This is a genomic window from Stenotrophomonas veracruzanensis, assembly GCF_032911525.1.
Taxonomy (GTDB): Bacteria; Pseudomonadota; Gammaproteobacteria; order Xanthomonadales; family Xanthomonadaceae; genus Stenotrophomonas; species Stenotrophomonas africana.
The window spans coordinates 128789-153791 of sequence record NZ_JAWJTI010000005.1; the positions used below are offsets into that span (position 1 = coordinate 128789).

The 25003-nt window shown below is 63.4% G+C and carries 27 protein-coding genes; 18 read left to right on the forward strand and 9 right to left on the reverse strand.

Annotation, left to right across the window (positions count from 1 at the left end; translation table 11 throughout):
• Window positions 1-32 precede the first annotated feature (32 nt).
• Window positions 33-677 carry a TetR/AcrR family transcriptional regulator gene (locus R1H25_RS06390; RefSeq protein WP_049448517.1) on the reverse strand — a complete coding sequence of 215 codons (645 nt, stop codon included), beginning with the start codon at window positions 675-677 and terminating at the stop codon, window positions 33-35.
• 82 nt (window positions 678-759) lie between these two features.
• Between R1H25_RS06390 and R1H25_RS06395 the strand changes: the two genes are divergently transcribed.
• A complete protein-coding gene (locus R1H25_RS06395) occupies window positions 760-2283 on the forward strand; it encodes an FAD-dependent monooxygenase (RefSeq protein WP_317223083.1) in 1524 nt (507 codons plus the stop codon).
• Between the two features lie 8 nt (window positions 2284-2291).
• Here the strand turns inward: R1H25_RS06395 and R1H25_RS06400 are convergent, their stop codons facing one another.
• The 6 genes from R1H25_RS06400 to R1H25_RS06425 all read right to left on the reverse strand — a co-directional run bounded on the left by R1H25_RS06400 (window position 2292) and on the right by R1H25_RS06425 (window position 7075).
• Window positions 2292-3995 (reverse strand): ATP-binding protein, encoded by a 1704-nt coding sequence (locus R1H25_RS06400; RefSeq protein WP_317223109.1) that lies wholly within the window; start codon window positions 3993-3995, stop codon window positions 2292-2294.
• A 182-nt stretch (window positions 3996-4177) separates the two neighbouring features.
• Window positions 4178-4426, reverse strand: a complete 249-nt coding sequence (locus tag R1H25_RS06405; protein WP_005410137.1) for a hypothetical protein — start codon at window positions 4424-4426, stop codon at window positions 4178-4180.
• Window positions 4427-4523: 97 nt separating this feature from the next.
• A complete protein-coding gene (locus tag R1H25_RS06410) occupies window positions 4524-4769 on the reverse strand; it encodes a hypothetical protein (RefSeq protein WP_057500569.1) in 246 nt (81 codons plus the stop codon).
• A gap of 123 nt (window positions 4770-4892) precedes the next feature.
• Window positions 4893-5162, reverse strand: coding sequence for a hypothetical protein (locus tag R1H25_RS06415; protein ID WP_049448508.1), 270 nt, complete (start codon window positions 5160-5162; stop codon window positions 4893-4895).
• A gap of 103 nt (window positions 5163-5265) precedes the next feature.
• Window positions 5266-5742, reverse strand: a complete 477-nt coding sequence (locus tag R1H25_RS06420; RefSeq protein WP_057500642.1) for a hypothetical protein — start codon at window positions 5740-5742, stop codon at window positions 5266-5268.
• Window positions 5743-5836: 94 nt separating this feature from the next.
• Window positions 5837-7075, reverse strand: coding sequence for an NADH:flavin oxidoreductase/NADH oxidase family protein (locus tag R1H25_RS06425; protein WP_317223084.1), 1239 nt, complete (start codon window positions 7073-7075; stop codon window positions 5837-5839).
• Between the two features lie 89 nt (window positions 7076-7164).
• On the opposite strand from R1H25_RS06425, the gene R1H25_RS06430 reads away from it, so the two are divergent.
• Window positions 7165-7644 carry a MerR family transcriptional regulator gene (locus tag R1H25_RS06430; RefSeq protein ID WP_049448505.1) on the forward strand — a complete coding sequence of 160 codons (480 nt, stop codon included), beginning with the start codon at window positions 7165-7167 and terminating at the stop codon, window positions 7642-7644.
• A 16-nt stretch (window positions 7645-7660) separates the two neighbouring features.
• On the opposite strand, the gene R1H25_RS06435 is transcribed toward R1H25_RS06430, so the two are convergent.
• Together R1H25_RS06435 and R1H25_RS06440 are read right to left on the reverse strand one after the other, a co-directional pair.
• Entirely contained in the window at window positions 7661-8872 is a 1212-nt protein-coding gene (locus R1H25_RS06435) for an MFS transporter (RefSeq protein ID WP_049448503.1), read from the reverse strand.
• A 126-nt stretch (window positions 8873-8998) separates the two neighbouring features.
• Window positions 8999-9418, reverse strand: coding sequence for a phosphohydrolase (locus R1H25_RS06440; protein ID WP_317223085.1), 420 nt, complete (start codon window positions 9416-9418; stop codon window positions 8999-9001).
• A gap of 130 nt (window positions 9419-9548) precedes the next feature.
• On the opposite strand from R1H25_RS06440, the gene R1H25_RS06445 reads away from it, so the two are divergent.
• From R1H25_RS06445 to R1H25_RS20375, 16 genes are all read left to right on the forward strand, one after another.
• Window positions 9549-9806, forward strand: coding sequence for a hypothetical protein (locus R1H25_RS06445; protein ID WP_317223086.1), 258 nt, complete (start codon window positions 9549-9551; stop codon window positions 9804-9806).
• A 36-nt stretch (window positions 9807-9842) separates the two neighbouring features.
• Window positions 9843-11522, forward strand: coding sequence for a type IV secretory system conjugative DNA transfer family protein (locus R1H25_RS06450; protein WP_049448499.1), 1680 nt, complete (start codon window positions 9843-9845; stop codon window positions 11520-11522).
• 427 nt (window positions 11523-11949) lie between these two features.
• Entirely contained in the window at window positions 11950-12396 is a 447-nt protein-coding gene (locus tag R1H25_RS06455; protein ID WP_012480646.1) for a hypothetical protein, read from the forward strand.
• A gap of 89 nt (window positions 12397-12485) precedes the next feature.
• Window positions 12486-13535 (forward strand): VirB8/TrbF family protein, encoded by a 1050-nt coding sequence (locus R1H25_RS06460; protein ID WP_317223087.1) that lies wholly within the window; start codon window positions 12486-12488, stop codon window positions 13533-13535.
• The gene (locus R1H25_RS06465) at window positions 13532-14311 is read left to right on the forward strand and encodes a TrbG/VirB9 family P-type conjugative transfer protein (RefSeq protein ID WP_057499284.1); all 780 of its coding nucleotides are present in this window, start codon (window positions 13532-13534) and stop codon (window positions 14309-14311) included. The genes R1H25_RS06460 and R1H25_RS06465 overlap by 4 nt, the downstream gene beginning before the upstream one ends.
• Window positions 14308-15561: a TrbI/VirB10 family protein gene (locus tag R1H25_RS06470; RefSeq protein ID WP_100442801.1), complete on the forward strand. Its 1254-nt coding sequence runs from the start codon at window positions 14308-14310 to the stop codon at window positions 15559-15561. Before R1H25_RS06465 ends, R1H25_RS06470 begins: the two co-directional genes overlap by 4 nt.
• A 14-nt stretch (window positions 15562-15575) precedes the next feature.
• On the forward strand, window positions 15576-16619 hold the full coding sequence (virB11, locus tag R1H25_RS06475; RefSeq protein ID WP_088479781.1) for a P-type DNA transfer ATPase VirB11: 1044 nt from the start codon (window positions 15576-15578) through the stop codon (window positions 16617-16619).
• A gap of 3 nt (window positions 16620-16622) precedes the next feature.
• Complete coding sequence (locus R1H25_RS20365) at window positions 16623-17606, forward strand: lytic transglycosylase domain-containing protein (protein WP_373695551.1); 984 nt, start codon at window positions 16623-16625, stop codon at window positions 17604-17606.
• A 73-nt stretch (window positions 17607-17679) separates the two neighbouring features.
• Window positions 17680-18084, forward strand: a complete 405-nt coding sequence (locus R1H25_RS06485; RefSeq protein ID WP_053443246.1) for a TrbC/VirB2 family protein — start codon at window positions 17680-17682, stop codon at window positions 18082-18084.
• A complete protein-coding gene (locus R1H25_RS06490) occupies window positions 18077-18385 on the forward strand; it encodes a type IV secretion system protein VirB3 (RefSeq protein ID WP_080392955.1) in 309 nt (102 codons plus the stop codon). The genes R1H25_RS06485 and R1H25_RS06490 overlap by 8 nt, the downstream gene beginning before the upstream one ends.
• Before the next feature lie 82 nt (window positions 18386-18467).
• A complete protein-coding gene (locus R1H25_RS06495) occupies window positions 18468-20915 on the forward strand; it encodes a VirB4 family type IV secretion/conjugal transfer ATPase (RefSeq protein ID WP_049455396.1) in 2448 nt (815 codons plus the stop codon).
• The gene (locus R1H25_RS06500; RefSeq protein ID WP_224328282.1) at window positions 20912-21736 is read left to right on the forward strand and encodes a hypothetical protein; all 825 of its coding nucleotides are present in this window, start codon (window positions 20912-20914) and stop codon (window positions 21734-21736) included. The genes R1H25_RS06495 and R1H25_RS06500 overlap by 4 nt, the downstream gene beginning before the upstream one ends.
• 76 nt (window positions 21737-21812) lie before the next feature.
• Entirely contained in the window at window positions 21813-22922 is a 1110-nt protein-coding gene (locus R1H25_RS06505; RefSeq protein ID WP_226053539.1) for a type IV secretion system protein, read from the forward strand.
• 44 nt (window positions 22923-22966) lie between these two features.
• Window positions 22967-23515: a DUF4189 domain-containing protein gene (locus R1H25_RS06510; RefSeq protein WP_088479783.1), complete on the forward strand. Its 549-nt coding sequence runs from the start codon at window positions 22967-22969 to the stop codon at window positions 23513-23515.
• A gap of 257 nt (window positions 23516-23772) precedes the next feature.
• Entirely contained in the window at window positions 23773-24210 is a 438-nt protein-coding gene (locus R1H25_RS20370; RefSeq protein ID WP_224328281.1) for a DUF4189 domain-containing protein, read from the forward strand.
• 181 nt (window positions 24211-24391) lie between these two features.
• The gene (locus R1H25_RS20375; RefSeq protein WP_373695552.1) at window positions 24392-24889 is read left to right on the forward strand and encodes a DUF4189 domain-containing protein; all 498 of its coding nucleotides are present in this window, start codon (window positions 24392-24394) and stop codon (window positions 24887-24889) included.
• Window positions 24890-25003: the final 114 nt, after the last annotated feature.

Below are 25003 nucleotides of genomic sequence, written 5' to 3' on the forward strand. Positions count from 1 at the left end.
TGCGATACATCGAAGCCTATTCCCCGAATGCGCTATGGACGCGCGCCGGGGTCCGTATAGGGGGTGCCCGCCAGGGCCACCAGTACCCCGGTGGCACCGCGCACGATCAGCTGCAGCATGGCCTCGCGCGGGTCCTCGCCCTGCAGCTGGCTCGCCAGTCCTTTCTCATAGGCCGCCACCATCGATGCCAGCAGCATGGCCGCGCCCAATCGCGCTTCGGCGTCATGTCCGGGCCGGCCGGCAGCGAGGGCCATCAATCCCGCCAGATCGTCAGTCAACTGCGCCTGCAGCCGTCGCGCGTGCGCGACCAGCACCGGGCTCTCCGCCACGGTGCCCCAGAAGGCGGCAGCGCCGGCATTGATGCGCAGCAGCGGATGGCCAGCCTCCAGCAACTCGCGCACGAGTGACTGGAAGGCCGCCAGCGGGGTCAGGCTGCTGCGCGCCATCATGCCCTCGCGAAGCAGTGTGCGCGCCTCCTCATCCCGGTCGAACACCAGGTCTTCCTTGCTGGCGAAGTAGTTGAAGACCGTCTTGCGTGAGACGCCTGCGGCTTCGGCGATCTCGGACATGGAGACGGCCTCGAAGCCACGCCGGATGATCAGCTCGGTGGCGACGTCCGAAATCGCTTGTCGGGTCTCGGCCTTGCGTTGTTCGCGACGGCCTGGTGGCGGGGTCATGGGCGGTTCACATGTGAAAACGTACACCGAGTGTAACATTTGGTCCGCCAGAGCGCCGACCCGGCGCTCACAAGGAATCCCCATGCTGTACGACGTCGTCATTGCCGGTGCCGGCCCGGTTGGCTTGTTCCTGTCCTGCGAACTGGCCCAGGCCGGGTGCTCGGTCCTGGTGCTGGAACAGGCCGAGTCCGCCGGTTCGCCGTTGAAGCGCCTGCCATTCGGGCTGCGCGGCCTGAACGCCCCCACGCTGGAGGCGCTGGATCGGCGCGGCCTGTTGGACGCGGTCGCCGCGACACAGGTGCTCAAGCCTGACAAGGGGGCGCCGCCGCCCGGCACCGCCCATTGGCTGGCGCAGCCGCGTGCGCTGGGTGGGCACTTTGCGGGTATTCCATTTGCGTTGGACGATGTGGACCAGACGCGCTGGACCTGGCGCCTGCCGACGCCGGTGGGCACCCAGATGGCGGTGGAGCTGCAGGCCCTGGAAGCGGTGTTGGTCGAACGTGCCATTGCGCTGGGCGTGCGCGTCGAACGCGGGCGTGCGGTAAAGGCGGTGGATGCGCACGAGGCGCAGGTTGCCGTGCACACCGGCTCCGGCATGGTCCACGGCCGCTGGGTGGTCGGTTGTGATGGGGCCCGCAGCACGGTACGCAAGCAATCGGGCTTCCTCTTTGCTGGAACCGGGCCGGAGTTCACCGGTTACACGCTGCTGGTCGAACTGGCAGATGGGTGTGTACTCACACCGGGCCGACAGTTCACCGATCACGGGATGTGCAATTTCAACCCGCCAGGCATGCTGGCGCTGGCCGACTTCGACGGTGGCGCAGGCCATCGCACGCCACTGGACCGGCACACCGCGCAAGCGTTGCTGCGGCGGGTGTCTGGCCGCGAGGCAACGATCACTGCATTGCACCTGGCCACGACATGGACCGATGCTGCGCGCCAGGCGACGGCCTATCGCAGCGGCCGTGTGCTGTTGGCAGGTGATGCCGCGCACATGCATTCGCCTTTGGGCGGCCAGGGACTGAACCTCGGCATCGGCGATGCGATGAACCTCGGTTGGAAACTGGCCGCCGTGGCGCGGGGCAAGGCCGATGAGGCGCTGCTGGACAGCTATCAGGCTGAGCGCCATCCAGTGGCCACCAAAGTACTGGACTGGTCGCGCGCACAGGTTGCGCTGATGCGTCCCGGGGACGGTTCGCGCGCGTTGGCAGCGATCATGGCCGACCTGGCTGGCACCCGCGATGGGGCCACGTATCTGGCCGAGCGGATCTGGGGTGTTTCGCAGCAGCTGGATCTTGGCGGAGAGCACCCGCTGGTCGGCAGGAGCGCGCCTGATTTCCGGGTGGCCGATGGTCGCCGCCTGGGCGAACTGCTGAGAACGGGGAAGGGGGCGCTGCTTGTTTTCGCCCCGGCGTCCTGGTCGCCGCAGCATGGCCAACGCTGGCAGCTTCCCATCGCCTGCGCCGCAGATACTGGCGATGCGGCATCGGGTCTGGGGGCGGTGCTGGTGCGCCCGGATGGCATCGTGGCCTGGGCCTGCGGCATAGGAGGGGATATGTCCGGCCTCGATTCAGCGCTTGCTTCCTGGACCGGTCCGACGCGGTGATCTGCCGGCTATAGCGCAGTCACCATCGTCTGCGAGCGACAGCTGGCCTCGGTCATCACAGAGGCCAGCTGCTTCAGTGAATAGGGCTTGCGCAGCAGCGTGAAACCATGGCCTGGATCGCGGGCCAGCAATTCGCTGTAGCCACTGGTGAGAATGATCGGGAGGTCGGGCAGGCGGCTGCGGATGGTGCGGGCCAGATCCAGCCCATTGGTCCCAGGCATGACCACGTCGCTGAACACCACGTGGAAACGCGCAGCGTCGCGCTCCAGCTCCGCCAGTGCTTCGTCGGCATTGCGCGCAAGTACGACGTTGTATTCAAGCTCGCGCAGCGCCCCGACTGCAAACTCGGCCACATCCACGTTGTCTTCCACGACCAGCACCCACAATCCGTGGCCATGCAGCAGTCCCGGTTGCGCGGTCGGCAGCTCGATGGAGGCGTTTGCCTGTGCCAGCGGCAGATACAGCGTGAAGCGCGTACCGACACCGGCCTGACTCTGTACGTCCACTTCGCCCTCGGACTGCTTGACGAAGCCGAACACCTGGCTGAGGCCAAGCCCGGTGCCCGCGCCCACTCCCTTGGTGGTGAAGAAGGGCTCAAAGATCCGGTCCACCATGGACGGATCGATACCGGCACCGGTGTCGCTGACGCTGATCGCAGCGAAATTGCCTTTCATCGGCGCCGCGAACCGCACGGAAGGCACCGATGTCAGCTGTTCCACATCGATCGTCACCTTGCCGTGGCCGTCGATGGCATCGCGCGCGTTCACTGCGATGTTGATCAGTGCGGTGTCGAGTTGGGTCCGGTCCAGCAGTACCGGCAACGGGGCGTCAGGCAGGTTCACCGAAACGGAGATGCGGGCTCCCAGCACTGTGGTGATGATGTCTGAAAGCGCGCGTACGCTCTCGCAGAGGTCGAACACCTGCGGCGACAGGCTTTGTCGGCGCGAGAACGCCAGAAGCTGGGCGGTCAGGCGAGTGGCGCGGTCAGCGGCGGTTTCGATGGCCTGTACATAGCGCAGGCGCGCATCTTCGGCCGGCCAGGTATGCAGCAGCATGTCCACGGAACCGGTGATGACCTGCAGCAGATTGTTGAAGTCGTGGGCAACGCCGCCGGTCAGCTGGCCGATGGCCTCCAGCTTCTGCGACTGCCGCAGCTGTTCGCGGGCGCGTACCAGTTCAAGGTGGGCCTCGCGTGCCTGCTCGGTGATGGCTGCTACCTGGCGAGTATGCCGGTCGCGCTCGATCACCCGTTCGGTCTGCTCGCTGACGACGCAGATGATGCCGGCCACGCCTCCGCAACCGGCACGCAGCGGCGAGTAGGAGAACGTCCAGAATGTCTCGCGCAACGTGCCATCACGGTCCATCATCAACGGCATGTTCTTGAAACTGCGGCTTGTGCCGCCGAAGACATCGTTGACAGCATTCACGACGTCGGCCCAGACGTCCGCCCAGACGTCTTCCAATCGGCTGCCCATGGCACCGTGCAGCTTGCCGCCCAGCATCGGAAGATAGGCGTCGTTGAAGAAGAACGCCTTGTTGTCGCGGCCCCATGCGATCCACAGCGGCTCCGGAGAATCCAGGATCATCGCCAGCAGAGCGCGAAGTTCGGGCGGAGCGTTGGTGGCGTCGGCCGAACGGGCCCAGTCGCTGTCCTGCAGCAGTCGGTAGGCGAGTTGATCAGGTGCTGAGACAGGTAGGGGGAAGGGATGCATGGCCGTGCGCGCAGAAAGGTGACGCAGCTTAGCCGAGGTGATGTCATTGCGCCCTGCACAGGTCCTGCGCCCTGTCTTTGATCGGCCCTTCGCGGCGGACGAAGGTGCTCGCGCGGCGTCCTCTGGCTGCATCGCCATCTCCGCGCCAACGGCCTGCGTCGTGGCACCGTCGTATTGCAGCCTCAGACACCCAGAAGCGAATTCACCTGCCAATCGGCAACCCGCGCATGGCTCACCGCCTGATGACTGCCGCATCCGTCGCAGCGGAACAAGGCACCGCCCGGCAGCTGGACCAGGTTGTCTTCGCTGGCCGAGCGGGTTTCCGAGCAATGCCGGCAGATGACAGTGAGCGCCGTAATGCGCTCGACCCCGCCAGACAGATCGAACACAGCTTCGAAGGCATGGATGACAGGGTGACCAGTGGCCGGCATCGGGAGAGTCGTCGTGATGGGAAGACCTTATCCTGCCTTCCCGATCGTGACGGACGGGTCATCCGCATGCATTGGAACGATCAAGATGCCAGGCGGCTCAGAGATCCTTCTTCTTGCCGCTCAGGTCGATCGGCCTGTCGCTGCCCTTGCGCTCGCTCGACCACACTTCCATGCTCTTGTTGCAGCGGCTTTCGCGGGCAGCCACTTCGCGCGGCAGGTCCTTCAGGTGCGGCGATTCCTGGCAGGCCTGGTGCATGTTGCTGTCGTCATAGGTGGCACAGGCGCTGAGCGAAGCCAGGGCAACGGCGGTGAGGGAGGCGCGAAGCAGGGGCTGCAGGGTCATGGGGAGGTCTCGGGTGGTGCCGGGCTGGCCATGGAATTCAAATCCGTGACCCGGGCACGCACAATCCGTCCGATCGCACTTGTTATTCTATAACAGATACGCGATAGTCCCGCGCCTGCTGCCTCAGGCGACGCAGATCAACAGGATCATGCTCAGCGCCAGCATCAGCACGAATATGCGCCGGCTCAGTGCCAGGCAGGCCAGGCAGGCGGCCAGTGCCCAGGCAGCCAGCAGCGCGCAGGCCAGCAGCCACAGCCCGATCACGATCAAGGATCCACTGGCCGGTGCGGACAGTGCGATCGCCTTGAACAGCGTCACGCCCAGCACACTGCCGAGTACGCCCGCCTGCAGGGCGATGGCATCGTGACGGGCAGGGGCGGGCGGGTGGTGCATGTCGGCGGCGTTCGTTCGCTGCGAGGAAGGCGCAGCCACTGTGCCCGACCGCATATCCACGCCATGTGTTTTTCGCGCACGCGATGCGCAGCCGGTGCGGGCCTCAGTCGAACTCGCCCTCGGCCGATTCCAGCCGTTGCCGGTAGGCCGCCCGATGCTGGTACAGGCGTTGGCACTCGGCGGACCGGTGGATCCGGCTGGCCGGTTCGTTGGCCACGGCGTCGCACATCCTTGCGATGTGGTTGCTGGACGCCAGTTCGGTCACGAAGAACACGGCGGTGATGCCGGTACCGAGCAGCACGACATAGAGCAGGCGGCTGAGCCAGCGCGTGCGTTTGCGCTCGAAGTGCTGCTGGAGGGTCAGGTCGAAGCGGATGATGCTGAGCACGATCCAGATGATCGCGACCAGAAAGCAGAGCGTGGGCAGCAGACCTCGCCAGATTCCTGCTTCGTATACCGACTCGCTGTAGTGAACCGCTGCCCCGGCACCGGCGATGGCGATCGCCAGTGCCCAGTTGCGGCCAAGCGAGAGCAGGTCATCGAGCAGCTTCTCGCGGTTCCTGGTCGATCCTGCTGCCACGTGGGTTCCATCTCCATGCTGCGACCGGCGGCGGAACTGCCGCCGATCCTGCAGATGGTGGAGCATCGCTGCGGTGATGAGAAGACCGCGCGGCTCAATGTGCGATGGCGCGGGCGCCGATCCAGCGTCGGTAGCGGCGGGTCCGACACTTCGCGGCCGCCTGTGCCAGCAGCAGTGCCCATACCGGCGAGACCGTGGGTGCGGTGGGGCGGCGCCGGCTCAACCGGCCCAGCTGATACTTCACTGCGGCCATGTGCGCACTGGCCGCCAGCGGCTTGCTGCGCCAGTTGATGTTGCGCAGTGTCGGCACCGGGTCACGGCCCTGCTGCCAGTGCTGCGGCAGATCCGGCTCGATCGCCAGCGCCGTGGCGATGCCGACCATGGCCACGCCGCTGGCCAGCACCTGCTCTGCCACTTCGCGGCGGCGGATGCCACCGGTGACCATCAGCGGCATCGTTGCCACCGTAGCGATCTCGCGTGCGAATTCGAGGAAGTACGCTTCGCGGGCCACGCTGCGTTCGTCGCGTGCGGCGCCGGTCATGGCCGGTGCTTCATAGCTGCCGCCGGACAGTTCGACCAGATCCACGCCGAGGGGCGCCAGCATCTGCACCACTGCGCGCGCGTCCTCGGGCGAAAAACCGCCGCGCTGGAAGTCGGCGGAGTTGAGTTTCACCGCCACCACGAACGTGGGCGCCACGGCCGCGCGCACACCCTGCACGATCTCCAGCAGCAGGCGCGCACGGTTCTGCAGGCTGCCACCCCAGCGGTCATCGCGGCGGTTCGACAGCGGCGACAGGAACTGGCTGAGCAGGTAGCCGTGCGCGGCATGGATCTCCACCCCGCTGAAACCCGCGCGCTCGGCCAGCTCGGCACTGCGGATGAAGCGCGCGATCACCGAGTTGATGTCGTCCTCGGTCATCGCCTTGGGCGGTGCGAACTGCTTGGACAGCGCGCCCATCTGCAATGCGACGGCTGACGGCGCAAGCGCAGGCTGGCCGAGTGCGGCCGGCATCTGCCGCCCCGGGTGATTGATCTGCATCCACATCTGCGCGCCCCGCGAGCGGGCAGTGTCCGCCCAGGCGGTGAAGCGGTCGAGGTGGCGGTCGTCCTCCAGTACCACGCCACCCGGCCCGGTCATGGCGCGCCCATCGACCATCACGTTGCCGGTGATGATCAGTCCGGCGCCACCATCGGCCCAGCGCTGGTACAACTGAAGCAGCGCTTCGGAGGGGGCGTGGTCGGCGTCGGCCATGTTTTCTTCCATCGCCGCCTTGGCGATGCGGTTGCGGATGACGGCACCGGAGGGCAGTGCCAGGGGCGAGAACAGCGACATCGGACAGCTCCAGGACAGGGGAATGGCGCTACGCTAACCTTCAAGTTTGATTGAAGGTCAACAGGTTCCGATGTCGAGGATTCAGGCAGATGAAGATCGGTGAGCTGGCAAGCCGCACGGGCCTGGCAGCGTCGCGCATCCGCTTCTACGAGGAGGCCGGGTTGCTGGCGGCCCAGCGGCAGGCCAACGGCTACCGTGACTACCCCGAGCAGGCGGTGCTGCTGCTGGAACTGATTACCGGTGCGCAGCGTGCCGGTTTCAGCCTGGAGGAGATACGCGCCTTGCTGCCACCGGACATGGGCCAGTGGCAGCACGACGCATTGATCACGATGCTGCAGCAGAAGGTGGCCGACATCGAGGCGCTGCAGTTGCGGCTGGCACAGAGCCGGGAGCACCTGCTGGCGCTGATCGAGGACATCCAGGCACGGCCGGAGGGCATCGACTGCGCGGCCAACTCGCGGCGGGTGCTTGAGCGGGTCAAGCGCGGTGAGCTGGCGCGACCGACGCTGGCGGCCGGCGACACAGCGTTGCTGCGGCCGGATCGCCGCCGCCGCGCGGGCGGCAGCTGACGATCCGACGCGAAGGTCAGTGGCTGCCCACGCCGGCTGCCTTGCGCTTCTTGTCCAGCATCACCGCCACGCACCACAGCAGCAGGCCGCCGATCGCGGTGGCCGCACCGACATAGCCGGTGCTGGCCGGGCTGAAGCCGGCACTGATCGCCATGCCGCCCAGCCACGGGCCGAGGGCATTGGCGGTATTGAAGGCGGCATGGTTGGAGGCGGCGGCCAGGGTCTGCGCTTCGCCGGCCACGTCCATCAGGCGCGTCTGCAGTACCGCCGCCAGCGCGCCCATCGTGCCCACGGTGATGATCATCGGGCCGATGGTCCACACCGATTGCGCGGCCAGCGGATACAGCAGAAGCATCACGATCGACCACAGCAGCACCACTGCAGCGGCCTTGAAGTGGAACTTGTCGACCAGCCAGCCACCGGCGATGTTGCCGATGATCGCGCCGATGCCGAACACGCCCACTGCCAGCGGCATCCAGGATTCGGCCACGCCGGTGACCTGCACCAGGGTCGGCGCCAGGTAGGTGAACACGCAGAACATGCCGGCGAAGCCAACGGCGCCGATCGCCAGCGCCAGCCACACCTGGGTGGTGTTGAAGGCGCGCAGTTCGCGCATCGGCGAGGTGCGCACTTCGTCCGGATCCGGCAGCAGGAAGCGCGCGATCATCGCCACGGTGGCGATGGCCAGCACGCTGACCAGGGCGAAGGCGGTACGCCAGCTCAGCTGCTGGCCCAGCCAGGTGGTCAGCGGATTGCCGACCAGGATCGCGATCGACAGGCCCAGCAACACGCGCGACATCGCCTGGCCGCGCTGGCCGGCCGGGCTGATCGCGGCGGCCACCAGCATCGCCACGCCGAAGTAGGCGCCATGCGGCAGGCCGGCGACGAAACGCGCAATGAGCATCGTGCCGTAGTTCGGTGCCAGCGCGCTGGCCAGGTTGCCGACGGCATAAAAGCCCATCAGTGCCAGCAGCAGCTTGCGGCGCGGGAAGCTGGCGCCGACGAAGGCGAGGATCGGGGCGCCGACCACCACGCCGATGGCGTAGGCGCTGATCAGGTGGCCGACCTGGGTTTCGGAGATCGACAGGCCGCGGCTGATCTCCAGCATAAGGCCCATGCTGGCGAATTCGCTGGTGCCGATGGCGAAGCCGCCCAGGGACAGGGCAAGGATGATCAGGGTGCGCTGACGGGGCGTCAGCCGCGCAGCCAGGGAAGAGTTGGGGCTCATGCGGGGCGCGATGGGGGCGGGGAGCCGGCCATTGTACTGCTGCACCGCAGCAAGGGCAGCAGCACTCAGGGTAAATCAGCGTTTGATCGGTGACACGTTCGCCCACCGCGCCATCGGGCGGTCTGCTCAGATGCCCAGCGCCGCCCGGGCGTGCGCATACTTGCCGCGCAGGCGCCCGGCCGTCGCCGCGTCGAGCATCGCCAGGCGCTGCGGATCGGCGTTGTCATCCAGATCGGCCTGCTTCACCTTCAGTGCCAGCGGGTGGGCGGCAATGCGCGCGTAGTAGCTGTCCGCGTCGGGGGCCGCGTCGCGGTTGAGCAGTTGCACCGCCTCGCGCAGCGGTGCGGGAAATGCCTCGATCCGTGCGGAAAACGCCGGACAGTCTTCGGCTACGTCATGCAGCCAGGCCACCACTTCGGCGTCATCGTCGCCGCGTACTGCGGCCGCCACCCGCGCCACATGGCAGATGTAAGGCTGGCCAGCCTTGTCGATCTGGCCCGTGTGGGCCTCGGTGGCCAGCGTGCGTGCAAGTGCTACCCAGTCCATCGCAGTCTCCTTGGATATCCGCGGACAGTTTCGCGCAAAAACCGCAGCGCTTGTGCATACGCCGATGACACTGCGATGGGCATGATGGCGGGGCAGGGGACGCAGTGTCGCCCCGACAAGGAGGAATGCGATGCAGGAATTCAGGCATGTGCTGGAAACCCGCGGCCGCTATCAGCTGGTAGCAGTGTCCTACGAGCCGGTGTACGCTCCGGGCGATGTGGTCGGCCATGCGGTCGTCGCCGACGATGGGGATCGTCTGACCGACCTGGTATCACTGGCCGAAGCGCGCCAACTGCTGTTGCAGCGGGTGCGTGAAGAGGGCGAACAGCCTGGGCTGGAGAACGAAAACAACCTGCGGAAGAAGGCGTCGCGCTGGCGCCGCCGCTAGGCCGTCGCGCCCTCGTGCGCATCATGGAGGATTCGGGTGTTGCCCAGTAAGAAGTATCTGCTCATCGCCATCGTCACGCTGGCGACCCTGCTGCTTGGTTTCGTGTTTTCCGGCTACCTGACCCTGTTGTTCCTGGGCCTGGATACCAAGCTGTTCACCTGGAACACGTACTACCAGTACTACCACGCCATTGGCCAGCCACAGGTCGCGCCCTTCGTGGGCAAGATCAAATGGGCCGGCTACGTGGGCTTCGGCCTGCCGTTGCTGGTACTGGTGGTGACCGGCCTGGTGCTGCTGCTGAAGAAGGACAAGCGCTCGCTGCATGGCGACGCGCGTTTTGCGACCGGCGCCGACCTGTCCAAGCACGGTATGTTCAAGAAGACCGGCCAGAGCATCGTGGTCGGCAGCCATGGCGGCAAGCTGGTGCGGCTGGACGGCCAGCAGTTCGTGATCCTGGCCGCGCCTACCCGCTCGGGCAAGGGCGTGGGCGTGGTCATCCCGAACCTGCTGGAGTACGGCGAGTCACTGGTGGTGCTGGACATCAAGCAGGAGAACTTCGACCTGACCAGCGGCTGGCGCGCCAGCCAGGGCCAGGAGATCTACCTGTTCAATCCCTTCGCAGAAGATCGGCGCACGCACCGCTGGAACCCGCTCAGTTACGTGTCCGATGACCCGGCGTTCCGGGTTTCGGACCTGATGAGCATTGCCGCGATGCTGTATCCGGATGGTGCCGAGGACCAGAAGTTCTGGGTCAGCCAGGCGCGCAACGCGTTCATGGCCTTCACCCTCTATCTGTTCGAGAACTGGGACGACGAGCGCAGCAGCGGTTTCCCGGGCGGCTCGGGCACGCCCACGCTGGGGGCTGTCTACCGGTTGTCATCGGGTGACGGCACCGAGTTGAAGAAGTACCTCAAGGCCTTGTCGGAGCGGCCGTTCCTCAGCGCCAACGCGCGTTCGGCGTTCGCCAACATGCTGTCCCAGGCCGATGAGACCTTCGCCTCGATCCTGGGCACCTTCAAGGAACCACTCAATCCCTGGATCAACCCGGTGCTGGACAAGGCCACCAGCAGCAACGACTTCCTGCTGACCGACGTCCGCAAGAAGAAGATGACCATCTACATCGGCATCCAGCCGAACAAGCTGGCCGAGAGCCGGCTGATCATCAACCTGTTCTTCAGCCAGCTGATCAACCTCAATACCAAGGAACTGCCCAAGTCCAACCCGGACCTGAAGTACCAGTGCCTGCTGTTGATGGACGAATTCACCTCGATCGGCAAAGTCGAGATCATTGCCTCGGCGGTGTCCTACATGGCTGGTTACAACATACGCCTGCTGCCAATCATCCAGAGCATGTCCCAGCTCGATGCCACCTACGGGCGGGAGGTGTCGCGCACGATCATCACCAACCACGCGCTGCAGATCCTGTATGCGCCGCGGGAGCAGCAGGATGCCAACGACTACTCGGACATGCTGGGCTACACCACCATCCGCAAGAAGAACGTCACCCACGCCCGCGAGAAGACCCACAGCTTCACCGAAGAGCGGCGCGCGCTGATGCTGCCGCAGGAACTGAAAGCAATGGGGCCGGACAAGGAAGTGTTCCTGTACGAGGGCATACCGCATCCAGTGAAGTGCGACAAGATCCGCTATTACAAGGACCGCTACTTCACTTCGAGGCTGCTGCCAAAAGTCGACGTCCCCATGCTTAACGTCTAATTCACGTCGCTAAATTTGTGACGTAGATTCATATTCATCGACGTGAAAACGTGAGCTGAGTCAAGAATTCGGCATCTGTTCATAGATTTTCAGACTTGTCTGACATGGAATTGACGCGTGGTTGTGTAACTCTGTGTTCGTCATCCAGAAGTGTGTGTTGGATGGCAAAAGTTGTAGCGCAGGGTGGCCAGGAGTTTGTGCCATGGAAACAAGGATGGTTTCGACGTTGGTGAGGGTGTGCGGGTGTGTCGTCGACAGTGTCTGGCGGCCCCGCGACCTGGTTGGCAGCTTTCGGGCTGCAGGGGAGCCGGGGCAGGTGTGCTGCATGCCAGCGCGTCTCCCCGATTCCGGCGTGCGCCATGCAGCGCCGGACGACCAGGGAGCCAACGCTCGGGACTGCTTTTTCGTACGTCAAAGTGAAGCCCGTATGAATCAGGCGTTTATCGCGAAAATGTCCATCGCCGCAGTCGCGGCGCTGATGGTGGCAGGTTGTGCCACCAAGTCCGCTCCCGATTTCGGCGGCCGCTGGAAGCCGGTCAACCGCTTTGCGGCGGCGACAACCGAAATCCCGCTGTACTCCAGCTACGTCTACCAAGCCTCGCCGATGGATGGCACGCTCAAAGCCATGCTCGAGCGCTGGGCCAAGGATTCCGGACGCACGCTTGATTACCGCCTCAGCTCGGACTTCACCCTGTACGGCGCGGTCTCGAACATCGACACCACCAACGCTCAGCAGGCCGTGATCGATCTCACGGCGGCCTATGCGGCACAGGGCATCTCCGTCTCCATTGTTGGCAACCAGATCGTTGTGCAGAGCGCTGGCTCGACGCCCACCGCGTCGGCGCAGGGCGCTGATTCCAACAGCGGCACCTGAGTCCACATCGAAATCATCGAACGTGCCGCTCCCCGCGCCGGTCGCAGGGGTGCCACGCCCATTGATGTTTCAGCAGTACGGAAGAATCCATGTTCCGCAAGAAGGATCCCGGCAATAGTCCCAAGGTCGAGCAGTCGGTCGCCAAGGCGGTCAGCTACGAGATCACCGTGGCCGACATGGCACGCCGCAGCGAGCGTCGTGCGTGGTGGGTGGCTACAGGCTCATTGCTGATGTCGCTCGCCCTGGCGGGCGGCTATTACTACATGCTGCCGCTGAAGGAGAAGGTGCCGTTCCTGGTGATGGCCGATGCCTACACCGGCACCGCGACCGTCGCGCGCCTGAGTGGCACCTTCCAGGGCGAGACGATCACCACCAATGAAGCGATCAATCGCAGCAATGTCGCCCAGTACGTGCTGGCGCGCGAATCGTACGACTCGGCGGTGATGGGCCTGCGCGACTGGGAACTGGTGTTCGTGATGTCCAACGGCCCGGTGTCGCAGTCGATGCGTCAGCGCTATGCAGGCAACAACCCGCAGAACCCATTCGTGATGTATGGCCGGGAGAAGGCGATCCGGGTCAAGATCCTCAGCATCACGCCGCTGGGGGCCGAGCCTAACGGCAGCTTCCGGGGGGCTTCGGTCCGTATCCAGCGCAGCCTGCTGGACAAGCGCACCGGTGCGTCTACCTACCTGGACAACCAGCTGGTGACGATGCGCTTCGAGTACAACCAGAATCTCGCCTTGTCCGAGCAGGACCGTATCCTCAATCCGCTGGCCTTCCAGGTCACCGAGTACCGCGTCGACAACGATTACTCGCGTGGCGTTCCGGTGCCCGACGACGGCGCCATGCAGGCGCAGGCCCAGCAGGCGGCACAACAGGCAGCGCAGCAGGCGCAGGGCGTGTACGACCCGAACAATCCGGCCGCCGCCACCATGATCGACCCGGCCACCGGCCAGCCAGTCGCGGCACCGGTGCCGGCCAACGGCCAGGTCCCGGGCCAGCCGATGCCAGGTCAGCCTGTGCCGGGACAGCCCGTGCAGGGGCAAGCAATGCCGGGGCAGGCCATGCCCGGACAGCCGGCCATGAGGCCGGTGCAGAACAATTCCACCGGAACTGCTGATGGAGCAAGCAACCGATGAGTAGTCGAAATATCAGGGGAAGCGCGCTGGCGCTGCTGTCGATGTTGTCGTTGCTGTTCTGTGCAACGGCGATGGCGCAGGCGGTTGACCATTACGAGTATGAAAAGGATCGCATTTATCCTGTTCGCACCGGCCTGGGCTTGACCACGCAGATCGAGCTGAGTCCGAACGAAAAGATCCTCGACTACAGCACCGGCTTCAGCAATGGCTGGGAGCTGACGCGTCGCGAGAACGTGTTCTATCTCAAGCCGAAGAATGTTGACGTCGACACCAACATGATGGTGCGCACGGAGACCCATTCCTACATCTTCGAACTGAAGGTGGTGGCCACCGACTGGCGTCAGCTGGAACAGGCCCGTCGCGCGGGCGTGCAGTACAAGATCGCTTTCGTCTATCCAAACGACACCGTGTTCGGCGTCGCCCAGGAAGCGGTCGAAGAGGAAGCCAAACCGCTGCTGAGCTCTGAACTGGCCAAGGATCGCCAGTACAACTTCAACTACTCCTATTCGACCAGCAAGGCGAAGAAGATGGGGTGGTTGATTCCCGTCAACGCCTATGACGATGGTCGCTTCACCTATCTGAGGCTGCCGAACTCGCCCGAGTACAAGACCGGCATCTTCCCGGCGGTGTTCGGGCGTGAATCGGAATACGGTGAAGACTTCGTGGTCAACACCACGGTTGAAGGCAACACGCTGATCGTGCACGGGACGTACCCGTACCTGGTCATCCGCCATGGCGACTTCGTCGTCGGCCTGCGAAGGAACGTGAAGAAATGAGCCAGCAGAACACTCCGGGAAATGACCCGAACCCGTCTCCCTATTCCCAGGGCGCCGCTGGCCAGGAGCCGCCGTCCAACCCGTACTTCGGCAACGCCAACGACCAGCAGGCTGCGCCTGATCTGGATGCTGGCGCGCCGCAGTTGCGCTCGGCAGAAGAGCAGCGCCTGAACCGCAAAGCTTTGCTGTTCCTGGGGGGGATCGTCCTGCTGCTGATGGCAATGGGTTTCCTGCTTTTCCGCAAGGGGCAGGACGACGCAGCCGAGCAGAAGAAACCACAGGAAGAAGCACGTGCCACCACGCCGCAGCTTCCGAGCGTTGTCGGGGCGCCCGAGCCGGCGCCGCCGATCGCGGTTGCCGATCCGATCCCGATGCTGCCGCCTCCGCCGCAGCAGGAAGTGCCAATGCCGGGCTTCCCGATGGGCAACGAGGCCAAGGCGGATCATGAGCGTGGACCGACGCTGATGGACCGTCGCATGGGCAGCGGCTCCGGCGTGGGCGGGGGCGAGGCGGGCGGCGCCGCCAACGGCCAGAGCGGCTCCGACTACAACCAGGCGATGATCGCGGCCATGCAGGCGGCGGCCAATCCGCAAGCGCAGCCGCAGAAGGTGCGCCGTGGACCGGATGTGGAAGATGTCTCCAGCGCCACTTATATCCGCAGTCCGGATGCACTGCTGGTGCGGGGCACCTACCTGCGCTGCGTGCTGGAAACCCGCATCATCACCGACATCGCCGGTTACACCTCGTGCCTGCTGACGGAGCCGGTGTATTCGATCAACGGCCGCAATCTGCTGCTGCCCAAGGGCTCCAAGATCTATGGCGCGTACGGCGGTGGTCCCACGGGCAAGCGTGTGGAAGTCATCTGGGATCGCATCACCACCCCGAATGGCATCGACGTGGCCATGTCCAGCCCCGGTACCGATGGTCTGGGCGGCGCGGGCCATCCCGGTCAGTACAGCGCGCATTGGGGCAGCCGTATCGCTTCTGCCTTGATGATCAGCCTGCTGGCCGACGCGTTCAAGTATGCCGCTGCAGAGCACGGTCCGGAGACCACGACCGTGGCCAACAACGGTATGACCATCCAGTCGCCGTATGAAAGCGCTACTGCGCGCACCATGGAGCGCCTGGCCAATGAGGCACTCGGCAGCAGTCGTCGTCCGCCGACCGTCACCATCAACCAGGGCACTGTGGTGAATGTCTACGTTGCCAAGGACGTCGATTTCACCAACGTGTTGAATCCCCGCCGGTAACCCAACGAACGACCATGGACGCTGAAGTGTCACCCCTCGCCCTCGTCTCCAGCGACTTCCTGCGCTATCAGTACGAAGTGCTGGGCATCGCCGAGTACATGACTTCGCCGGAAGTGACGGAAATCTGCATCAACCGTCCCGGCGAGCTGTACCTGGAAACCCGTGCAGGGTGGCAGCGGGTGGACGTGCCGGGCCTGACTTTCGAGCGGGCCCGGCAGTTCTGCACCGCGGTGGTGAACGAGAGCAACACCGGGCAGCGCATCACCGATGCAGATCCGGTGGTCTCGCTCACGTTTCCCACCGGTCAGCGCGCCCAGTTCGTGATTCCACCGGCGTGTGACGCGGGCAAGGTGTCGATCACCATCCGCCTGCCGTCCAAGCACACCAAGTCACTCACGCAGTATCACGAAGATGGATTCTTCAACCAGATCCTGGAGAGCGACGGCAGCATCAGCGAACACGATCGCGAGCTGCTGGAGCTGCGCCATTCGCGTGAGTACGCCGAATTCTTCCGGCGTGCGGTGATGTACCGCAAGAACATCGTGGTATCGGGTGCGACGGGTAGCGGCAAGACCACCTTCATGAAAGCGTTGGTGAATCATATCCCGGACAGTGAACGCCTGGTCACGATCGAGGACGCGCGCGAACTGTTTCTGACCCAACCAAACGTGGTGCATCTGCTGTACTCCAAGGGTGGGCAGAGCGCAAGCAATGTCACCGCCAAGAGCTGCATGGAAGCGTGCCTGCGCATGAAGCCCGAACGCATCATCCTGGCCGAGCTGCGCGGTGACGAGGCGTTCTACTTCATCCGCAACTGCGCATCGGGCCATCCGGGGTCGATCACGAGTTGCCATGCCGGCAGCCCGGAGCAGACCTGGGACCAGCTGGCGCTGATGGTCAAGGCCTCCAGCGAAGGCTCTGGGCTTGAGTTCAACGTGATCAAGCGACTGCTGATGATGACCATCGACATCGTCGTCCACATCAAGGCACATGCCGGTTCCCGCTACATCACCGGTATCGATTTCAACCCTGGGCGCGCCCAGGGGCAGGAGGGCTGAAGGATGCTGCCAGGACTGGAAATGATGGCGTGCCCGGAGATGGCCGTGTCGATGGACGTGATGCAGCACGTCATCAATGTCGAATCGTCGCGCAATCCCTACGCGATCGGCGTGGTGGGAGGAGCGCTGGTGCGCCAGCCCAAGGCGCTGGACGAGGCGTTGGCCACCGTGCGCATGCTGGAAGAGAAGGGCTACAACTTCTCCATCGGTCTGGCCCAGGTCAACCGCTACAACCTGGGCAAGTACGGGCTGGATTCGTACGAGAAAGCGTTCCAGCAGTGCCCGAACCTGCAGGCCGGATCCCGCATCCTCGCCGAGTGCTACAAGCGCTCGGGTGGCGATTGGGGAAAGTCGTTCAGCTGCTACTACTCGGGCAATTTCGAAACCGGCTTCCGTCACGGCTATGTGCAGAAGGTCTACGACTCGATCCGCCGTGGGCAGCAGGTCGCCAGCAACGGCGTCACGCCGATCGACGTGATCAGCCGTGGCGAACGGCGCGCGGTAAAGGTCGAGCATCACCCGCAGCTGGCGTCGCCGGCACAGGCGCGCATTGTCGCCCAGTCGAACGGACCGGTGTACGTTCCTTCGGATGATCCAGCGCGTGCGTACGTGGTGTACCCGTCCACCGGTGCGATGGCGCGCGGCAGTCTGCTGAATATTGCCGATCAGGCGCTGTCCAAGGTCGTCCTGGGGTCGGTGGACCGGATGATGCAGCCCCAGCAGGCAGGTCAGCAGGGCGGGGCTGCACAGCCGCAGCAGGCGCAGTTCCCGCAGGGCATGGCCCAACGCCTGCCGTCCCAGAACAACTTGGCAATGCCGCAACAGCTTCCTGGCGCCGCGGGCGGCACCGACAATGGCCCGGTGATGCTGCGTCCGTGGAGCGAACGCAACCTACCGGTGGCGGAAAGCGCAGATTCGTACAACGCGCCGGCGCAGGGCGCGCCGGTGCAGCAGATTCCCGCAGGGGATGCGGCCTTCGTGTTCTGACGAAGTCGTGGTGCGGCCAGTCCCCCGGCTGGTCGATTCAGTTGTGTTAGTCCATCAACAAGGAAATCAATCCATGAAGCGATCCAATCTCGACCTCGTCCAGGCCCAGCGCACGCTGAAGACCCTGCTGATGGCAACGATCTTCGTCGGCGCATTGTTCGCCCCGCAGGTGTTCGCCACCAACGGCGCCACCAACTACGGCGGTACCGACGGCAAGGTCTGCGGCTTCTTCTCCAACATCAATGGCCTGCTGAACATGGCCTCGATTGCCGTCGTCACCATCGCGGTCATCTTCGCCGGCTATCAGATTGCCTTCGCGCACAAGCGCATCAGCGAGGTCTCGCCGATCCTGATCGGTGGCGTCCTGATCGGTGCCGCCGGCCAGATCGCCCGCATGCTGCTGGGTGACGAGTACGGCACCTGCGAAGGCAAGACCGGCATGCTGATCCAGCAGGCAGTGCTCTACTACAGTGCATAAGAACGTCGTCTTCCGCGGTTGCACTCGCCCGGCAATGTTCCTGGGCGTTCCCTACCTGCCATTCTTCATGGTGGCAGGTGGGTTGCTGCTGCTGAGCGTCTACACCAATTTCTGGTTCCTGCTCACCATTCCGGTAGCAATCTTCATCATGCGGCAGATGGCCAAACGTGACGAGATGATCTTTCGTCTGATGGGCTTGCGCCTGATGTTCAAGCTGCGGGTGCGCAACGTGCAGCAGCACGACGGCATGTGGGTATTCAACCCGAATCATTACCGCAACAAGCCGGCCCGAATGGATTGAGGTCCGGAATGGCCTGGCGGGCGCGTGCTGCCCGCCAGGCCACCTCGAAGTTCCCTGGCAGCAACTCTTTGGAAGCAGTCGTATGTTCAGCCCAGATACCTCCATCAGTGAGTTCATTCCCCTGTCGACGCATGTCGCCCCGAACGTGGTCAAGACCACGGGCGGTGACTACCTGTTGACCTGGTACCTGGAGGGGTTGCCGTTCGTGGGCCGCGAGGAATGGGAACTGGAACATCGGCACAACACCTTCAATCGCCTGCTGCAGACGCTGCGTGCTCCGGACTTCGTCAACGTGGCTTTCTGGGTGCACGATATTCGGCGCCGTCGCACGTTGAAAGGCAAGAGCACCTACCGGCAGCGCTTCAACCAGGACGTCTCCGATCAGTACATGGGCATGCTGTCCTCGCAGCGCATCATGCAGAACGAGCTGTACCTGACCATGATCTATCGCCCGGTGGTATCGGGTAAGCGCTTCGTGGAGAAGTCGGCGAACGTCGATCGCCTGCGTGCCGAGCAGGAACAGGCCATCGAGAAGCTGATGGAGCTGGCCGGCAACGTCGAGGCAGTGATCCGTGATTACGCGCCGTATCGCCTGGGCATGTATGAGGCAAAGAATGGCGTGGTGTTCTCCGAGACGCTGGAGTTGTTCGGATACCTGATCAACCGCATCGACGAGCCGGTGCCGGTGCTGCCGGCGCCGATCAAGGATTACCTGCCGGTCAGCCGGCACATGTTCTCGGCCAAGACCGGCGACTTTGTCATCAACACCCCGAATGGCGCCAACCACTTCGGTGCCATCCTCAACATCAAGGAGTATGCCGAGGGCACCTACCCGGGCATTCTCAACGGCCTGAAGTACCTGGACTACGAGTATGTCATCACCCATTCGTTCAGCCCGATGGGGCGCCAGGACGCGCTGAAGGTGCTCGACCGCACCAAGGGCATGATGATCTCCTCCGGCGACAAGGCGGTCAGCCAGATCGTCGAGCTGGACCAGGCCATGGATCAGTTGTCGTCCGGCAACTTCGTGCTGGGCGAGTACCACTTCATCATGGCGGTGTACGGCGACACGCAGGCCAAGCTCTCGCAGAACGTCGCCTCGACCCGGGCCGAGCTGTCCAACGCCGGATTCGTGTCGACCAAGGAAGACCTGGCGGTTACCTCGTCCTTCTATTCGCAGCTGCCGGGCAACTGGCGCTACCGTACGCGCCTGGCCAATGTCAGCTCGCTGAATTTCCTGGGCCTGTCACCGCTGCACAACTTTGCTACCGGCAAGCAGCACAACAACCCCTGGGGCGACTGCGTCACCACGCTGCAGACCACCAACGGCCAGCCGTATTACTTCAACTTCCACGCGACCCATCCGTCGGAGAATTCGCTGGGCGAGAAGGCGATCGCCAACACCATGGTGATCGGTAAGTCCGGTACCGGTAAGACCGCGCTGATCAACTTCCTGCTCAGCCAGGTGCAGAAGTACGAGCCGTCGCCGACCATTTTCTTCTTCGACAAGGATCGTGGTGCGGAGATCTTTGTGCGTGCCTGCGGCGGCAACTACCTGGCCCTGGAGAACGGTGCGCCGACTGGCTTCAACCCGTTCCAGTGCGAGAACAACGAGTCGAACGTGCAGTTCCTGGCCGACCTGATCAAGGTGCTGGCCGGCAAGCGCGAGTACAGTGCCCGTGAAGAAGAGGACATCTACCGCGCAGTGGAGAGCATGCTCGATACGCCGATGCACCTGCGCAACATGACCAACTTCCAGAAGAGCCTGCCCAACATGGGCGATGACGGTCTCTACGCGCGCATGCGCCGCTGGACCTCGGGCAATTCGCTGGGCTGGGTGTTCGACAACCCGGTCGATACCGTTGACCTGAGCAAGGCCAACATCATCGGGTTCGATTACACCGACATCATCGACAACCCTGAAGTGCGCGTGCCGGTCATCAATTACCTGCTGCACCGCCTGGAGTCGCTGATCGACGGCCGTCCGCTGATCTACGTGATGGACGAGTTCTGGAAGATCCTGGACGGCGAGGGTGGCCTGAAGGAGTTCGCGAAGAACAAGCAGAAGACCATCCGTAAGCAGAACGGCCTGGGCATCTTCGCCACGCAGAGCCCGGAAGATGCGCTGAAGAGCGACATCTCCGCGGCGCTGATCGAACAGACCGCCACGCTGATTCTGCTGCCGAACCCGAACGCCAGCAAGAGCGACTACATGGATGGCCTGAAGCTGACCGAGGCCGAGTTCAAGGTGGTTACCGCGCTGGACGAGCGCTCGCGCTGCTTCCTGGTCAAGCAGGGTCATGCCTCGAGCGTCTGCCAGCTCAACCTGCGCGGCATGGACGACATCCTGTCGGTGATCTCGGCCTCGACCGACAACATCGACATCATGCATCGCGTGCTGCAGACGGCAGCGGTCCGCAACCGTGTGACGGTGGACGAGTTGACCCCGGATCAGTGGCTGGACGCGTTCTACAAGAATCGAAAGGGCTCGGGCAAGCGGGCCGAACAGGATCAGGAGGAGACGGCATGAACCTGCCCACTCAAACGAACAAGGAAACTGCCATGACGACCGAAACCCAACGCAAGCCCATTCGCCGGCGTCGCATGGCGCCCCTGATGGCAGCCGTACTGACGCTGGGCCTGACCGTGAGCACGGGCACCAGCCCGGCGCAGGCGATGACCGTCTATGACCCGTTCAACTGGGTCATGAACTTCCTGCAGGAGATGAAGGCCGGCAAGGAGTACTTCGAGACGGCTGCGCGCTGGAGCCAGACGGCCGAACAGTACACCAAGACCATCGACAACTGGCTGTCCAAGCTGCAGAACTGGACCCAGATCATTGCTTCGCCGCTGATGCCGCCGACGCCCACGCTGACGAAGATTCCCGAAAACTGGAACGTGGCAGAAAAGTGCGGTGGCGATTCCATGATCAGCATGAGCGGCCTGATGGCAGTGCTGAACATGAGCCCGGGCGGCGATATCGGCGCGCAGCAGCGAGCGATCTGCTCGTACATCCAGGTGCTTGAGAACAAGAAGTACAACGAGACCGTCGAGGTCGTGCAGATGTCCATGCCGGCGATGGAGCAGATGCTGCAGCAGCTGCGCCGGATCCGCAACGCGTTCAAGAACGAAGGCGCGCTGCAGGAGGATATCTCCAACAATACGGCAACCGCGGTCGAACTCGATAAGGCGTTCAAGAAGTGGGAAACCACCGTCAAGGTCTACGATCAGCAGATTCTTGCCCTTCAGGGGCGGCAGAAGAACCTGGCCGAGCGTGCGTTGCGTGGCGAGCGCAATCCGATTGGCAGCGTCATCAAGGCCGGCGCGCTGAAGGCCGCGCTTTCGAAGTGAATCACGTGCGCAACGCACTCCAGCAGGGCCCCGATGCGGGGCGGGTGATGTGATGAGTCAGGGAATGATGCACGGTATGGTGTTCAATGATCTGTTGCACGGCACGTTGTTCGCCTCGGTGGGCGACTTCGTCTTCTTCCGGCTGATCCTGGATTATCTGCGCGACGAGATCACCAACTTCGGCAACGGCATCCTGAGCCGGATGATGACCTGGGTCGGCACGATGGCGTTGGTGCTGATGACCCTGTGGGTGCTCATCCAGGGCTTCCGCATCGTGACCGGACGGAGCCGTGACTCGATGGCTGCGCTGATGACGAACATGGCGCGCGCCGCCCTGATCGTCACCGTCGCAACGTCGATGGCGATGTTCGGAACCAAGCTGCAGAACTTCCTGACCGGCGATGTGCAGGACCAGATCACCTACATCGTGACCGGCAAGAAGTCGACCGCCTCGGAGCTGATCGACAAGAACCTGGGCTACATGCAGCTGGCACTCACGTCGGTAAGCGTGCTGGATGTGGCCGGCGACGTGGCTCTGGATAGTGCCAAGACCCGCGCGATGTGGTTCATCGGCCTGGGAACGGGCGGTCCCGCCGTGACCGCAGGCGCGATGTTGCTGCTGTACCAGATTGCGCTGGCGCTGTTCATCGGATTCGGACCACTGTTTATCCTGTGCCTGCTGTTCGAGCAGACAAAGTCGCTGTTCCAACGATGGTTGTTCTATGGCATCGGCACCATGTTCTCGATGGCCGTGCTGGCGGCGATGACCGGCATTGCCATGGAAATGGTGGCGCGCGTGGCGGCTTCGTTCTGGGGCGCGTCCGCGCTGGGTGCACTGCTGGGGTCGAACCTGACCGAGGGCATGAGCAGCATGGCGCTGCAGCAGGGCGGCATGGGCCTGATCCTGACGACGCTGATCCTGACTGCGCCCCCAATGGCCGCGATGTTCTTCCAGGGCACCCTGGGGACCTTCATGGCATATTCGCAGATAGGTGGTAGCCCGGTAGCGCAGGCGCCCAGCTCAAACGGCCAGCCGCCGGGTAGTTACATGCCGCCTCAGACTTCTAATGCGGAGAAGCATGTTTCACCACCAGTAACCTATGCAACCAGTGGAAGGTCTATAGGTGAAGGCGGGTCTAGCGGAAGTCTTGGGCCTGGTACGCATGGCAAGGCTGCTGGAAGTTAGTTGAGGCTTGCTCAGCGCATGATTCAAGGATTGGAGTAAACACTATGATCAAGTTCTTTCTTGCGGCCGCGCTGCTGATAGCCCCTTTTTCCGCTCTGGCGGAGGGGAGATGTCCCCCTGGGCAGTACCCTGTTGGAGGGCAGGGCGTCGGCGGGTGTGCGCCTATTCCTGGCGGAAGCAGCTCTCCCTCCACTGGATCTTCTGCGCCGGTTCCGGCCGGGAAATGGGAGACGCGCTGGGGAGCCATCGCTGAGGACAAAAAACCAGCAACTGGTGGCTTGATGGCAACCGGTGTTTCCGTATCCCAGAAATCGAAGCGAGCTGCGGAAGCGGCGGCGATCGACGGATGTGTCCGACGAGGAGGGAGCAAGTGTGAGATTCGTTTGAGCTATCACGATCAATGCGCCGCAATCGCCGATCCGTCGCCCCGCTCGGGCGGAAAGGCTGCCGGAAATTCAATCGTTGCCAGCGCTGAAACACTTGACGAAGCTCAATCGCTCGCGTTGAAGGAATGCGCCTCTGTGAATGATGGAGGAGCGTGTGAAGTGGCCTACTCGGCCTGCAGCATGTCGGAGTTCAGGGCGTATCGCTGATCGCCAGTTCTGCGTGAGGGCTGTCAGCAGTTATTCATGCTGCACCGGAAGGTGGCGTTAATTGTGGCCGCATCTGCTATGGCTGTGATGTTGTTCCGAGGCGTCTGGGAGACTTCATGCATGTTCGCAGATGGCTGGAAATTGAGTTCGGGCGTGGCTGTATGATCATGACTGGTCGGTTGATGCAAGCGGTCATCGCAGCAATGTTCTCTCTAGCATTCTCATCCGCAAGTGCGGAGGGGAACTGCCCTCCCGGTATGTATCCGATTGGAGGGCAGGGAGTACAGGGCTGCGCGCCAATTCCAGGAGCCAGTTCTGGGGGCAGCGCTACGATTCCTACTCCTCCGCCCAGACCATTGGGTGAGTGGGTTAAGACCTGGGGCGCACTCGCTGGCTCATCCAGCGGTTCGGAGGGGGGCGCATCTGTAGGTGAACCCAGTGAGCGTGCTGCGAAGAGGGCCGCGATTTCGAATTGCGAGAAGAACGGTGGACGTTGCAGAATCGAGTTCACCTACCAGAATCAATGTGTGGCTGCTGTCACCTCGGAACTGGCATCCACCGGTACGCAGTACGCCAGTTCGGGGACGGTGGAGAGCGCCGGGGAGCAGGCCATGCGTGACTGTCAGGCAGCAGGCGGGGCGCATTGCAGGATTATTTACTCGGAATGTTCCGCGCCGGTCTTCCGCAAGTATTGAAGGTGTGTCCAGGCAGCGCTCGGATGCCTGTGGCTTTAGAGGGCCGTATGTTGGCGCAGGTCGGTAAGCCGCCGTCAGTACCTTCAGGTAAATTGCTCGGCAGCCGGGCGAACACAGCTGCTGCCACCATTCTCAATCTCGTCCTGGATGACTGATGCGGTACTTTGTTGGGATTCTGGCAATGGTGGTTTTGTTCTGGTCCTCGCCGTTAGCGGCTGAAGGCAACTGCCCGTCTGGTTTCTACCCAATTGGTGGGCAGGGTGTCAGCGGGTGCGCACCAATTCCCGGTGCAGTTGGTGGAACGGCTTCACCCTCTGCTCCCGCTCCTGCTCAGCCGTTGGGGGAGTGGTTGACGAGATGGGGAGCCGTGGCTGAGTCGCCTACGTCAAATCTGGTCGGCACCGCAGCCAATGAGTCCAGCGAGCTGCGTGCGGTGGCTGTGGCGATCAAGAAGTGTGCGGCAGAGGGTGCAAAGGACTGCAAGTCTTCGGTCACCTATTACAACCAATGCGTTGCATTCGCTGTGCCGTCCTCAGGAAAGGGGCAGGGCTCCTTGGATACGGCGGTGGATGCAGAGACCGTCGCTGGAAATGCAATTGGTCATTGTCGGGATACCGGAGGCGGAAAGTGCGCCGTCGTCTATTCCGAATGCTCCTTGCCCGTTTTCCGGAAGTATTGATAAGGCTCCAGATAGGTCAGCAGAGCCAATCCCGCTTTTATGTGATCAAGTCCGCTTTTCGCTCCGTTCCCCCTTCGACGACTGAAGCCTCCTCGAAGTAAGCTGCGTGCGCGT

What these genes read in the sequence shown, in the direction of transcription:
- R1H25_RS06410 (WP_057500569.1), bottom strand. Translation starts at nt 4,769, where the DNA reads ATGACCCTGCAGCCCCTGCTTCGCGCCTCCCTCACCGCCGTTGCCCTG.
- R1H25_RS06505 (WP_226053539.1), top strand. Translation starts at nt 21,813, where the DNA reads ATGGTGTTCAATGATCTGTTGCACGGCACGTTGTTCGCCTCGGTGGGC.
- R1H25_RS06400 (WP_317223109.1), bottom strand. Translation starts at nt 3,995, where the DNA reads ATGCATCCCTTCCCCCTACCTGTCTCAGCACCTGATCAACTCGCCTAC.
- R1H25_RS06495 (WP_049455396.1), top strand. Translation starts at nt 18,468, where the DNA reads ATGTTCAGCCCAGATACCTCCATCAGTGAGTTCATTCCCCTGTCGACG.
- R1H25_RS06470 (WP_100442801.1), top strand. Translation starts at nt 14,308, where the DNA reads ATGAGCCAGCAGAACACTCCGGGAAATGACCCGAACCCGTCTCCCTAT.
- R1H25_RS06460 (WP_317223087.1), top strand. Translation starts at nt 12,486, where the DNA reads ATGTTCCGCAAGAAGGATCCCGGCAATAGTCCCAAGGTCGAGCAGTCG.
- R1H25_RS06440 (WP_317223085.1), bottom strand. Translation starts at nt 9,418, where the DNA reads ATGGACTGGGTAGCACTTGCACGCACGCTGGCCACCGAGGCCCACACG.
- R1H25_RS06395 (WP_317223083.1), top strand. Translation starts at nt 760, where the DNA reads ATGCTGTACGACGTCGTCATTGCCGGTGCCGGCCCGGTTGGCTTGTTC.
- R1H25_RS06485 (WP_053443246.1), top strand. Translation starts at nt 17,680, where the DNA reads ATGAAGCGATCCAATCTCGACCTCGTCCAGGCCCAGCGCACGCTGAAG.
- R1H25_RS06425 (WP_317223084.1), bottom strand. Translation starts at nt 7,075, where the DNA reads ATGTCGCTGTTCTCGCCCCTGGCACTGCCCTCCGGTGCCGTCATCCGC.
- R1H25_RS06500 (WP_224328282.1), top strand. Translation starts at nt 20,912, where the DNA reads ATGAACCTGCCCACTCAAACGAACAAGGAAACTGCCATGACGACCGAA.
- R1H25_RS20370 (WP_224328281.1), top strand. Translation starts at nt 23,773, where the DNA reads ATGTATCCGATTGGAGGGCAGGGAGTACAGGGCTGCGCGCCAATTCCA.
- R1H25_RS06435 (WP_049448503.1), bottom strand. Translation starts at nt 8,872, where the DNA reads ATGAGCCCCAACTCTTCCCTGGCTGCGCGGCTGACGCCCCGTCAGCGC.
- R1H25_RS06430 (WP_049448505.1), top strand. Translation starts at nt 7,165, where the DNA reads ATGAAGATCGGTGAGCTGGCAAGCCGCACGGGCCTGGCAGCGTCGCGC.
- virB11 (WP_088479781.1), top strand. Translation starts at nt 15,576, where the DNA reads ATGGACGCTGAAGTGTCACCCCTCGCCCTCGTCTCCAGCGACTTCCTG.
- R1H25_RS06510 (WP_088479783.1), top strand. Translation starts at nt 22,967, where the DNA reads ATGATCAAGTTCTTTCTTGCGGCCGCGCTGCTGATAGCCCCTTTTTCC.
- R1H25_RS20375 (WP_373695552.1), top strand. Translation starts at nt 24,392, where the DNA reads ATGGTGGTTTTGTTCTGGTCCTCGCCGTTAGCGGCTGAAGGCAACTGC.
- R1H25_RS06465 (WP_057499284.1), top strand. Translation starts at nt 13,532, where the DNA reads ATGAGTAGTCGAAATATCAGGGGAAGCGCGCTGGCGCTGCTGTCGATG.
- R1H25_RS06445 (WP_317223086.1), top strand. Translation starts at nt 9,549, where the DNA reads ATGCAGGAATTCAGGCATGTGCTGGAAACCCGCGGCCGCTATCAGCTG.
- R1H25_RS06390 (WP_049448517.1), bottom strand. Translation starts at nt 677, where the DNA reads ATGACCCCGCCACCAGGCCGTCGCGAACAACGCAAGGCCGAGACCCGA.
- R1H25_RS06415 (WP_049448508.1), bottom strand. Translation starts at nt 5,162, where the DNA reads ATGCACCACCCGCCCGCCCCTGCCCGTCACGATGCCATCGCCCTGCAG.
- R1H25_RS06455 (WP_012480646.1), top strand. Translation starts at nt 11,950, where the DNA reads ATGAATCAGGCGTTTATCGCGAAAATGTCCATCGCCGCAGTCGCGGCG.
- R1H25_RS20365 (WP_373695551.1), top strand. Translation starts at nt 16,623, where the DNA reads ATGCTGCCAGGACTGGAAATGATGGCGTGCCCGGAGATGGCCGTGTCG.
- R1H25_RS06405 (WP_005410137.1), bottom strand. Translation starts at nt 4,426, where the DNA reads ATGCCGGCCACTGGTCACCCTGTCATCCATGCCTTCGAAGCTGTGTTC.